At 72.5% G+C, this 11,591-nt stretch carries 9 protein-coding genes; 3 read left to right on the plus strand and 6 right to left on the minus strand.

The features are described 5' to 3' along the window. Positions 1 to 545: chorismate synthase (locus HLK59_RS43730; protein WP_240982988.1), on the minus strand; the 545-nt coding region annotated here is incomplete at its 3' end. 95 nt (positions 546 to 640) lie between these two features. On the opposite strand from HLK59_RS43730, the gene HLK59_RS43735 reads away from it, so the two are divergent. Further along, complete coding sequence (locus HLK59_RS43735) at positions 641 to 2,185, plus strand: helix-turn-helix domain-containing protein (RefSeq protein WP_171147240.1); 1,545 nt, start codon at positions 641 to 643, stop codon at positions 2,183 to 2,185. On the opposite strand, the gene dapE is transcribed toward HLK59_RS43735, so the two are convergent. From dapE to HLK59_RS43760, 5 genes are all read right to left on the minus strand, one after another. Beyond that, positions 2,166 to 3,218 carry a succinyl-diaminopimelate desuccinylase gene (gene dapE, locus HLK59_RS43740; protein WP_171147241.1) on the minus strand — a complete coding sequence of 351 codons (1,053 nt, stop codon included), beginning with the start codon at positions 3,216 to 3,218 and terminating at the stop codon, positions 2,166 to 2,168. The two genes, HLK59_RS43735 and dapE, sit on opposite strands and share 20 nt — an antisense overlap. Continuing rightward, on the minus strand, positions 3,215 to 4,663 hold the full coding sequence (locus HLK59_RS43745; RefSeq protein WP_171147242.1) for an amino acid permease: 1,449 nt from the start codon (positions 4,661 to 4,663) through the stop codon (positions 3,215 to 3,217). Before HLK59_RS43745 ends, dapE begins: the two co-directional genes overlap by 4 nt. Positions 4,664 to 4,851: 188 nt before the next feature. Further along, entirely contained in the window at positions 4,852 to 5,493 is a 642-nt protein-coding gene (locus tag HLK59_RS43750) for a helix-turn-helix domain-containing protein (protein ID WP_171147243.1), read from the minus strand. Positions 5,494 to 5,838: 345 nt separating this feature from the next. Next, positions 5,839 to 7,629, minus strand: a complete 1,791-nt coding sequence (locus tag HLK59_RS43755) for a DEAD/DEAH box helicase (RefSeq protein WP_171147244.1) — start codon at positions 7,627 to 7,629, stop codon at positions 5,839 to 5,841. 162 nt (positions 7,630 to 7,791) lie between these two features. Then, positions 7,792 to 8,712, minus strand: coding sequence for a LuxR C-terminal-related transcriptional regulator (locus HLK59_RS43760; protein ID WP_346779953.1), 921 nt, complete (start codon positions 8,710 to 8,712; stop codon positions 7,792 to 7,794). Positions 8,713 to 8,946: 234 nt separating this feature from the next. Here HLK59_RS43760 and HLK59_RS43765 point away from each other — a divergent pair, with 234 nt between their 5' ends. Then, positions 8,947 to 10,242, plus strand: a complete 1,296-nt coding sequence (locus HLK59_RS43765; protein ID WP_171147246.1) for an MFS transporter — start codon at positions 8,947 to 8,949, stop codon at positions 10,240 to 10,242. A gap of 76 nt (positions 10,243 to 10,318) precedes the next feature. Further along, positions 10,319 to 11,591, plus strand: a 1,273-nt coding sequence (locus HLK59_RS43770) for a polyketide synthase (protein WP_346779954.1), incomplete at its 3' end; no start/stop codon positions are given.

Genomic DNA, 11,591 nt, shown 5'->3' on the forward strand with positions numbered 1-11,591 from the left:
GTGGCGGGGGCGGCCTCGCGGTCCGGGGTGCGGTCGGGGGTGCCGTACGCCGTGGCCGTCGCCGTGTCCGCCAGGTCCCAGATCACCGTCAGCCGGTCGCTCTCGTCGCCGTCGTTCACGCCGTCCGCCATGGGGCCGTAGAAGTCGACGAGGTACTCGGTGCCGGTGGCGCCCAGCTTGGCCAGGTTGAAGCGGGCGTTGCGGCCGACCAGGGGGTCGAAGGTCCAGCGCATGGTGCGGGCGCCGCGCTCCAGGGCCCAGGCCCGCTGCGCCTGCTTCACGACGTGTCCGAGCCCCTGGTCCGCGGCGGCCACCAGCGAGTAGGTGTCCCCGGGTGGGCCGAGCACGGCGACGGAGGCTCCCGCGAGCCGTTCGCCGTCGTACATGGCGTGCACGGCGCCGCCCGCGTGGACCAGGCTGTGCAGCACCTCCGCCGGGTAGGGCGGCGCGCTGCGGAGCGTCTGCCAGACGTCGCTGAAGTAGTCGGTCACGGCCGCGAGCCCGGCGACGTCGTGAACGGAACGGGTGGTGACTGCTGCGGTCATGGAACGAGTCTCGGAGCCGGCGGACCGCCCCGGGTTGTGCACCCGGACAACGGATGCGTACGTTCCTTTGGAGATCGGACAATCTGGAGGAGCCCATGGACGCCTGCACCCTCGGCGACCTGCTGGACGTCATCGGCGGCCCCTCCGTCCGGCTGCACACCGCGCCCGCCGCCGGGCTCACCGCCGCGGTCACCGAGGCGCTGCTGTACGACGCGCACGCCCCGCTCCCGCACGCGCCGGGCGCCCTGCTGCTGGCGGTCGGGGTGCGGGCGGCCGCCGCCGGGCCGCTGGCGAGGGCCGCCGCGGCGGCCGGGATGACCGGACTGGTCGTCCGCGGCGAGGGCGGTCCGGTCGGCGAGGCCGAGGCGCACGGCATCGCCCTGCTGTCGGTCGACGAGGACGCGGCCTGGCACCACGTGCATCTGCTGCTGGCGTCGGCGATCGGCGCGCGGCCGGTGTCCTCGGCGGGCGGCCACGGGGATCTCTTCGCGCTCGCGGACGCCATCGCCGCGGCGACCGGCGGGGCGACCGCCGTGGAGGACCCGCGGCAGCGGATCCTCGCCTACTCCACCGTCCCCGGCCAGCCCGTCGACGAGGACCGCCGGCAGGGCATCCTCGGCCTCCAGGTGCCGGGCAGCCCGGAGAACAGCGGGCAGTACCGGGTGCTGTTCGCGGCCCCCGGTCCGGTACGGCTGCCCGCGCTGCGGGACGGCGACCTGCCGCGTCTCGCGGTCGCCGTGCGGGCGGGCGGCGAGACGCTGGGCTCGGTCTGGGTGGTCGACGACGGCACGCTCGCGCCGGACGCCGAGGAGACCCTCACCCAGGGCGCGTCCACGGCCGCGCTGCTGCTGCTGAGGGCCCGGGCCGCCCAGGAGCTGGCCCGCCACCAGAACAGCGACCTGCTGCGCCGCCTCCTCGACGGCACGGCGGACGCGTCGACGGCCGGACCCCGGCTGGGACTTCAGGGTGCGGTGCGGGTGGCCGCCTTCGTGCTGGACGCGGCGAGCCTGCCGGACACGGAGCAGACCGGACTGCGGCTCCTGGACGTCGTACGGCTCCAGTGCGAGGCGCGTTACGGGCGGCACGCGTGTGTGCTGGTCGACGGGGTGGTGTACGCGCTGTTGCCGGCGCCCGGGGAGCGGCACCGGCGGCTCGCCGAGGACATCGTGGCGCGGGCCGGGCAGGCGCTGCGGGTGCCGGTGCGGGCCGCGTTGGGCGAGGTGGTGCCGGACGCCGGGGAGGTCGCGGCCTCCCGGGCGGACGCCGATCTGGTGCTGCGGGTCCTCGGGCCGGATCTGCCGGTGGCGACGGTCGACGAGGTGCGCGCCCGGGTCACCCTCCTGCGGCTCACCGAAGTGCTCGGCGAGCGGCGGGAGTTGAGCGCGGGCGCGTGGCGGCGGGTGCTGGCGTACGACGGCGAGCACGGCACGGACTACGCGCGCACCCTGGTCAGCTGGTTCGACGCGGGCTGTGACATGGCGGGCGCGGCGAAGCTGCTCGCCGTCCATCCGAACACCTGCCGCTACCGGCTGAAGCAGGCCCAGCAGCACGTCGGGATCGACCTCGACGATCCCGACGAACGGCTGGTGCTGTGGCTTCAGTTGAGAACCCTGGCCAGGCTCAGAGGAGCCATTTCCTGAGCCGCTCCTCGCATGCGCGCAGCTGCTCGACGGGCACGTACTCCCCCGCCGTGTGCGCCAACGAGGGGTCTCCGGGACCGTAGTTGAGCGCGGGCACCCCGAGCGCCGCGAACCGGGCGACGTCCGTCCACCCCAGTTTGGGCCGCGGCCGCGCCCCGAGGACGGCGAGGAGATCGCCGAGCCGGTCGAGGCCGGGCGGCGCCCCCGGCACGACTTCGGTGACCAGCACCTCGTACTCGGGGAAGAGGTCCCGCACGTACGCCTCCGCCTCCTCGGCGGAACGGCTCGGTGCGAAACGGGAGTTGACGGTGATCACGCACTCGTCCGGTACGACGTTGCCCGCCACCCCGGCCCGGACGGCGACCGCGCTCAGCCCTTCCCGGTACTCCAGGCCGTCGATCACGATCCGTTCGGGCGTGTGGTCGGCGAGCCGCTGGAGGACCGGCGCGGCGAGGTGGGCGGCGTTGACGCCCTTCCAGGCGCGGGCGGTGTGGGCCCGTGCCCCTCGGACGACGATGTCGGCGCTCAGCACGCCCTGGCAGCCGGCCTCGACACCCGCGTCGGAGGGTTCCATGAGGACGGCCAGATCGGCTTCGAGGAGGTCGGGGCGCGCCACCGAGATGCGGTGCAGTCCGTTGCGGTCGCCCTCGACCTCCTCGCACGCGTAGAAGACGTAGGTGAGGTCGTGGACGGGTGCGGTGACGGTCGCCGCGAGGCGCAGGGCGACGGCGACGCCGCCCTTCATGTCGCAGGCGCCGAGGCCGTGCACCCGGTCCTCGTGGAGCCGGGACGGCAGGTTCCCGGCGGCCGGGACGGTGTCCAGGTGGCCGGCGATGACGACCCGTCGCTCCCGTCCCAGGCCGGTCCGGGCGACGACGGAGTCGCCGACGCGCTCGACGGCGAGGTGGGGCAGGTCCCGCAGCGCCGCCTCCACCGCGTCCGCGAGCGGGCCCTCCCGCCCGCTCTCGGAGGGGACGTCGACGAGGGCGCGGGTGAGGTCGACGACGTCGGCGGCGAGGTCCAGGGAGGTCACTCGGCGGCCTCCTTGCCGAGCTTGGAGTGCCGGATGCCGTAGGTCCCGTAGATGAGGAGCCCGACCGCCATCCACACGCCGAACGCGATCCAGGTGTCGGAGCCCAGGCTGAACAGCATGTAGGCGCAGAAGCCCACGCCCAGCAGCGGTGTCACCGGTGCGAAGGGGACCCGGAAGGAGCGGGGCGTGTCGGGGCTGCGGCGGCGCAGCAGCACGACGGCGAGGTTGACCAGCATGAAGGCGAAGAGGGTGCCGATGCTGGTGGCGTCGGCGAGGCTGCCCAGCGGGACGAGGGCGGCGAGCACGGCGATGAAGGAGGAGACGATGACCGTGTTGGCGCGCGGGACGCCGGTGCGCGGGTGGACCTTGGCGAACAGCGGCGGCACGAGGCCGTCCCGGGACATCGCGAAGAGGATGCGGATCTGCCCGTACTGGACGGTGAGGACCACGCTGGTGGTGGCGATGACGGCTCCGGCGGAGAGCAGGATCGGCCAGAGGCTGCCCCCGCCGACGGCCTGCACGAGGACCTCGCTGAGGGTGGCCTCGGTCCCCTCGAACTCCCGCCACGGCATGGCGCCGAGTGCGGCGAGGGCGACGAGGACGTAGAGGGTGGTGACCAGGAAGAGCGACAGGAGAATGGCCCGGGGCAGGTCGCGCTGCGGGTTCTTCGCCTCCTCCCCCGCGGTCGAGGCGGCGTCGAAGCCGATGTAGGAGAAGAACAGGGAGGCCGCTCCGGCGCTCATGCCGGCGGCGCCCAGCGGGAACAGCGGCTGGAAGTTGCCGGCCCGGAAGGCGGTGAAGGCGACCGCGCAGAACATCACGAGCGCGGCGATCTTCACGGCGACCATGATCGTGTTGGCGACGGCGCTCTCGCGGGCCCCGCGCAGCAGGACGACCATCGCGAGGACGACGATGAGGGCGGCCGGGATGTTGAGCGTCCCGCCGAGCCCGGGCGGCGCGCTGAGCGTCTCGGGCAGGGAGACCCCGGCGGTGAGTTCGAGGAGCTCGTTGACGTACTGCCCCCAGCCGACCGCGACGGCGGCCACCGAGACGCCGTACTCAAGGATCAGACACCAGCCGCACACCCAGGCGACCAGCTCGCCGAGGGTGGCGTAGGTGTAGCTGTACGACGATCCCGAGCCGGGGATCATGCCGGCCAGCTCGGCGTAGGACAGCGCCGAGAACAGCGCGGTCACCCCGGCCAGCAGGAACGACACCACGATCGCGGGACCGGCCTCCGGCACCGCCTCGCCGAGCACGACGAAGATGCCGGTGCCGAGGGTCGCGCCCACGCTGAGCAAGGTGAGCTGGCCCACCCCCATGGTCCGCCTGAGCGGACTCCCGGCGGCCTCGCCGACGAGCGCGCCGACGTCCTGCCGCCGGGTCAACCGATGTGCGGGGCCTTTCCGTTGGCCACCTGATGGCCGAGTACCGACTGTCTCCACGCCGCCGCTCCTCCGCTGTTCCGCTGTATGGCCCCTGATGATGCGGAGGGCCGGACGGATGGCGGTGGGTGGATCGGCCAGAGGTTGGCGGGGCGGATTGGCGACTTGGCCAAAGCCGGGCGGAAGCCGGAAACGCAGGGCAGCCCAGGGGCCACCCTGCCGTCATGACCCGCGGTTCCGGTGAACGGTCAGCGCAATGCCTCCGCGACCTCCTTCGCCGCGTCCACGACCCGTGGCCCCACGCGTTCCGGCACCGCGTCGGCCAGCATCACGACACCGACGCTGCCCTCGACGCCCGTGACGCCGATGAGCGGTGCGGCGGCGCCGCTCGCGCCCGCCTCCAGCTCCCCGTGCGTCAGGGTGTACCCGGGGTCCCTCAGTGGCTGGGTGCGGGCGGAGAGGATCGCTCGGCCGGCGGCCCCGCGGTCCAGTGGGTGACGGAATCCGGCCCGGTACGCCACGTGGTAGTCCGTCCACGTCGGCTCGACCACGGCGACGGCGAGCGCCTCCGCCCCGTCGACCAGGGTGAGATGGGCGGTGGCTCCTATGTCCTCGGCCAGTGAGCGCAGGGCCGGCAGTGCCGCCTCGCGCACCAGTGGATGCACCTGACGGCCAAGGCGCAGCACCCCGAGCCCGACCCGGGCACGTCCGCCCAGGTCACGCCGTACGAGGGCATGCTGTTCCAGTGTGGCGAGCAACCGGTACACCACGGTCCGGTTGACGCCCAGTTTGTTGGATAGCTCGGTGACGGTCAGCCCGTGGTCCGTATCGGCCAGCAGCTTGAGGACACGTAGTCCTCGGTCGAGCGTCTGAGAGGTCTCCGCGGTCACGACGCCCACTCCTCCAAGTGGTGAGGTCGGCGGCCCTGTCGCGGGGATGCGTCATCGAGTCCCGTCGGTGACGCGCTTCAGAGGCCGCCGATCGGCCGGCGGCCCGGAGCGGTTTCCGGACCGCGTCGCTTCACGGCTGCGCTCCGCGGCGGCGCTGCCACGGGGCGTGTGCGTAGCGGGACTGTAGCGATGCCGGTTCGCTGAGCGGAAGGCTCCGTCCAGAATCCGGGCAGTGGCTGGTACGGAGCAATGCGTTTTGTCGTGATATGTACGGCGCTCGGTGATCGACGCACGCCCCGCCGTGCCCGGCGTGAGCCCGTGCCCGGTGTCACCCCACACCCGGGGTCACTTCATCCGGGTCGCCCACTCCTGCACCTTGGTGATCCGCTGCCGCAGCTGTCCGGCCGTCGCCTCGGCGCTCGGCGGTCCCCCGCACACCCGCCGCAGCTCGGTGTGGATGACGCCGTGCGGCTTGCCGCTCTGGTGGACGTACGCGCTGACCATGGTGTTGAGCTGCTTGCGGAGCTCCATCATCTCCTTGTGCGAGACGACGGGCCGCCGCTCGGCGGGCAGTTCGAGGAGATCCGCCTCGGAGTCCGGCTTCTTGCGGCTGTGCGCGATCTGCCGGGCCTGCCGCTTCTGGAGCAGCAGCTGTACCTGGTCGGGTTCGAGGAGCCCGGGGATACCGAGGTAGTCCTGCTCCTCCTCGCTCCCGGGATGGGCCTGCATGCCGAACTCGGCACCGTCGTACAGGACCCGGTCGAAGACGGCATCGGACTCCAGCGCCTCGAAGGAGAACTGCTCCTGCTCACCGGTGTCCTCGTCCTCCTCCCTGTTCGCCTCCTCCATCTCCTTCTCGGACTCGGCGTACGGGTCCTCCTCGCCCTCCTTCTTCGGCTTGTCGAGGGCGTGGTCCCGTTCCACCTCCATCTCGTTGGCGAAGGTGAGGAGGTCGGGGACGGTCGGCAGGAAGACGGAGGCGGTCTCGCCGCGGCGCCGGGAGCGCACGAAGCGGCCGACGGCCTGGGCGAAGAAGAGCGGGGTGGAGATGGTGGTGGCGTAGACCCCGACGGCCAGCCGCGGCACGTCGACGCCCTCGGACACCATCCGGACGGCGACCATCCACCGGTCGTCGCTCGCGCTGAAGTCGTCGATGCGCTTGGACGCGGCGGCTTCGTCGGAGAGCACGAGGGTCGCCTTGCTGCCGGTGATCTCGCGGATCAGCTTGGCGTAGGCGCGCGCGGAGTCCTGGTCGGAGGCGATGACGAGCGCACCGGCGTCCGGGATGCCCTTGCGGACCTCGGTCAGCCGCTGGTCGGCGGCGCGCAGCACGCTCGGCATCCACTCGCCGCGCGGATCCAGCGCCGTACGCCAGGCCTGGCTGATCGCGTCCTTGGTCATGGGCTCGCCGAGCCGCGCGGCGATCTCGTCGCCGGCCTTGGTGCGCCAGCGCATCTGGCCGCTGTAGCTCAGGAAGATGACCGGGCGCACGACGTGGTCGGCGAGCGCGTTGCCGTACCCGTAGGTGTAGTCGGCGGCCGACCTGCGGATACCGGCGTTGTCCTCCTCGTACGTCACGAAGGGGATGGGGTTGGTGTCGGACCGGAACGGCGTACCGGTGAGGGCGAGCCGGCGGGTGGCCGGCTCGAAGGCCTCCAGGCACGCCTCGCCCCAGGACTTGGAGTCACCGGCGTGGTGGATCTCGTCGAGGATGACGAGCGTCTTGCGCTGCTCGACGCGGTTGCGGTGCAGCATGGGGCGCACCCCGACACCGGCGTACGTCACGGCGACCCCGTGGTAGTCCTTGCCGAGCGGACCCGCGCTGTACTCCGGGTCCAGCTTGATCCCTATCCGCGCGGCCGCTTCCGCCCACTGCTTCTTCAGGTGCTCGGTCGGCGCGACCACGGTCACCTGCTGCACGACGTGGTGGTGCAGCAGCCAGGAGGCGAGGGTCAGCGCGAAGGTGGTCTTGCCGGCGCCGGGGGTGGCGACGGCGAGGAAGTCGCGCGGCTGCTCCTGGACGTACTTCTCCATCGCACCCTGCTGCCAGGCGCGCAGCTTGCTGGCGGTGCCCCAGGGGGCGCGGCCGGGGAAGGCGGGAGAGAGGTGGTGGGAGGAGGCGGCGGTGGTAGTCACGGTCTCCGTAACGGGGTCGAGCGGCTCGGCTGATGTGCTGCGGAAGGGTCGGCTACGTATGACAACCGGGCCACCCTACCGGCGGCCCGGCGGAGTCAACGTGCGGACAGGCCCGGGTCCCCCGTGGGTGGGACCGAGGTCACACGGGCACCGCGCGTGCCGTCACCGGCCGTCGCTCTCCAGCAACCCCGACGTGGCCACCAGGTACCCGAGCTGTGCCCTGCTCCCACTGCCGAGCCGCACGGACACCTTCCTGATGTGCTCCGCCACGCTCCTGCGGCTCATGCCGAGCCGGCGGGCGATGGAGTCGTCCGTCTCACCGGCGACGACCGCGCGCAGGATCGTCTGCTGGAGGTCCGAGGTGACGGCGGGGTTGCGGCGCTCGGCCGGATCCGCGGGGTGCACGGGGGTGGAGCGCTCCCAGGTCTGCTCGAAGACCCGGGCCAGGAAGCGGACCAGGGCGGGGTCGCGGATCTGGAGGGCACCGTCCGCGCTGTCCTGCGACAGCGGCACGAAGGCGACCGAGCGGTCGCAGACGATCAGCCGCTCGACGACCTCGGCCAGGGTGCGGACCTCGGCCCCCGCCTCGGTGACCCGCTCGATGTACGCCATGGTCGGCCGGTGCGCGTGCACGGTGTGCTGGTACAGGGTGCGCTGGCGGACCCCGCGCCGCAGCGCCCGCAGATCACGGCCGAGCGCCTCGCGCAGGGTCGCCTCCGCGCGGCCGCCGCCCGGCTGCGCGGTGAGCAGCTCGTGCCGGCAGTCCCCCACCGCCGCCTCCAGGGCCGCGCTGATCACCGCCTTCTCCGTGAGCCGGACCAGCGCGGGCAGGGCCGAACGCTGCTCGCGCGCGTACAGCGATTCGAACGCGGTGAGCCGCGCGGACGCCGACCGCAGGGCCCGGCGCTGCTCGGCCAGCCGGTCCTCCATCGCGGACAGCACGGCGAAGCGGGCGGCGTCGGGCGCCACCGGCAGACACCAGCCGGGCGGGTCCGCGTCGGCGACGACGAGTCCGAGTTCCGTCAGACAGCGCGGCACCTCGTGGGCCGGCACGCGTCCCTCGCGCAGCGCCGTGCGGTACACCGCCAGCGCCCGCGGGCAAGGACGGGTCGGACGTGTTTCGTGGCAATCACACGTGCGTGGGTCGAAATGATCACGCTTCACAAGTGTGCAGATTACATTCATGCGCCCTCGTCCCTCAGGTCGAACTCCGCACCTCCTGACTAGTGTTCGACAGGTTCTGTTCGACGAGCTCCGCCCCGGTGGGCCAACCCCGCCCGCACCTCACCCTGTTGCCGTCCGCGAAGGAAGTCGAGCATGCCGGAACCCGTCACGGACTCGGTGCGGGAACGCCGGTACCGCATCCTCGTCGCGGGCTACGCCCTGTCGTCGTACGGCAGTTATCTCAACGTCGTCGCGCTCAATCTGTACGTCTACGCAGTCACCGACCGCGCGCTCGCCGTCGGCGCCTTCATGGCCGTACGCCTCGCCGCGGGGATCGTCGCGGGGCTGCTCGCGGCGCCGATCCTGGCCCGGTGGTCGGCGCGGTCCGTCATGTTCTGGGTGAACGTGGTGCAGGCGACGGTGCTGGCGGTGCTGGTGGCGGCGCCCGACACCCTGCGTACCCCGGTGCTGTTCGTGGTCTCGGCGGTGGGCGGGATCACCGGCACGGTCTTCCTGGTCGCGCTGCGCAGCTCGGTGATCCCGGAGATGGTGGCCGAGGACCGGCGCACCTGGGCCAACTCGCTGATGGTGAGCGGCCGTTCGCTGGCGATGGTGGCCGGGTTCGCGTCGGCCGGTGTGGTCGTCTCGCTGCTCGGCTACACGGCGGCCTTCCTGCTGGACATGGCCACGTTCCTGGTGTGCGCGGTGGCGGTGGCCCAACTGCCGGTCACCCGGAGGCCGGAGAAGGAGACCGCCAAGGCCGGTATAGGTGCTGGCACCGGCACCGGGAAGCAGCGCCGCAAGCTGCCGGCCGCGGTGGTGGTCCTGGCCGGCGCGCCCGTGCTCGGCCTGATGGTGCTGCTGCGGGGCGTCGACGCGCTCGGCTCGTCCTCCCACAACGCGGCGCTGCCCGTGTACTCGACGGAACTGGACACCGACAGCCCGGCCACGTTCGTCAGCGTGTTCTGGTGTGTGTGGGCGTTCGGCAACATCGTGGCCCAGCAGGTGATCCAGCGACTGCCGAGGCGCTCGGAACAGGCCCTGGGCGCACTGGGTTTCGGGCTCGGCACCATCGTGATGTCCGGGGCTTTCATCCTGGCCTTCGCCGGGCTGCCCTGGACGGCGACCGTGCTGATCGCGCTGGTCGCGGGGGCCGCCGACGGGCTGACCGAGGTGTCCTACACCCAGCATCTCCAAGCCCTGCCGGACCGGCTGCGCACCCATGCCTTCGGGCTGTCGGCGACCGTGGAGAGCTTCGGTTTCGGCGCCGGGATGATCGCGGTCGGCGCCGCGCTCGACGCGTTCTCGCCGCTGTCGGTCGTCGCGGTCGCACACGGTGTGGCCATCGTGATCGCCGTGCTCTTCGTGGCCCTGGTGCTGCGCCGCCGTTCGACGGAACCGGCGTCCGCGGGCACGGGTGCGGGTGCGGAGGCGCGCGCCGAGGTGTGAGGCGGGCCCGGACGTCGAACCATTGAGCCGTTGAGCCGTTGCGGAAGGGGGAGATGGAGTGCCGGAGGACCGACGCGTGGCGGTCATCGGGATGGCGCTGAGGTTCCCGGGAGCGGGGACCGCCGAGCAGTACTGGCGCGACATCGCGGCGGGCGTCTCACACGTACGACGGTTCAGCCGGGCCGAGTTACGGGCCGCGGGAGCCTCCGAGGACCTCCTCGACGATCCGGACCTCGTCGGCGCCAGTGCGCTGCTGGACGGGGTCGACGGTTTCGACGCCGCGTTCTTCGGGATGACCGGCCGTGAGGCGGAGGTGACCGACCCGCAGCAGCGACTGCTCCTGGAGTGCTGCGAGCACGCCCTGGTGGACGGCGGGTACGCGGGTTCCGACGCCCGTATCGGGGTGTACGGCAGTGTCGGGTACCGGCTGTACTCGCTGCACAGCTATCTCGCCAACAACCTCGCCGACGTGCCGGGCGACGACTGGATCGCGCAGAAGCAGGTCCAGGTCGGCAACTATCCCGACTTCGCCGCCAACCGGGCCGCGTTCCGGCTCGGGCTGCGCGGCCCGGCGGTCAATGTCGCCACCGCCTGCTCCAGCGCCCTCGTCTCGGTCCATCTCGCCTGCCAGGCGCTGCTCGCCGGTGACGCCGACCTGATGCTGGTGGGCTCGGCGGCTCTGCACCTCCCCCAGATCACCGGGCACCGGCACGTCAAGGGCTCCACGATCTCCCGGAGCGGCGCGGTACGGGCCTTCGACGCGGACGCCGACGGCACGGTCGGTGGCAACGGGGTCGCGGCGGTCCTGCTGAAGCCGCTGGCCCGGGCGCTGGCCGACGGCGACACCGTGCACGCCGTCGTCCTCGGCTCGGCGGTCACCAACGACGGTGACGGCAAAGGGGGGTTCGCCGCGCCCAGTGTCGCGGGGCAGCGGGACGCGGTGCTCGGCGCGCTGGCGCGTTCGGGCGTGCCGGCCGACTCCGTCGGCTATCTGGAGGCACACGGCACCGGCACGTACAAGGGCGACCCGATCGAGTTCGCCGCGCTCACCGAGGCGTTCCGAGCCCACACGGACGGCACGGCCTTCTGCGCGCTGGGCTCCACCAAGCCCGCGATCGGCCACCTGGACAGCGCGGCGGGCCTGGCGGGGCTGATCAAGGCGATCCTGGTCCTACGGCACGGGGTGATACCGCCCCTGGTGAACTTCACCCGCGCCAACCCCCTCCTCGCGCTGGAGACCAGCCCGTTCGTCATACCGACCCACGCGACACCCTGGCCGAACGCCGGGGTCCGGCGGGCGGGGGTGCACTCCATCGGGATGGGCGGGACGAACGCACACGTGATCGTGG

Origin of the sequence: Streptomyces sp. S3(2020) (assembly GCF_013044505.1) — a bacterium.
GTDB lineage: Bacteria > Actinomycetota > Actinomycetes > Streptomycetales > Streptomycetaceae > Streptomyces.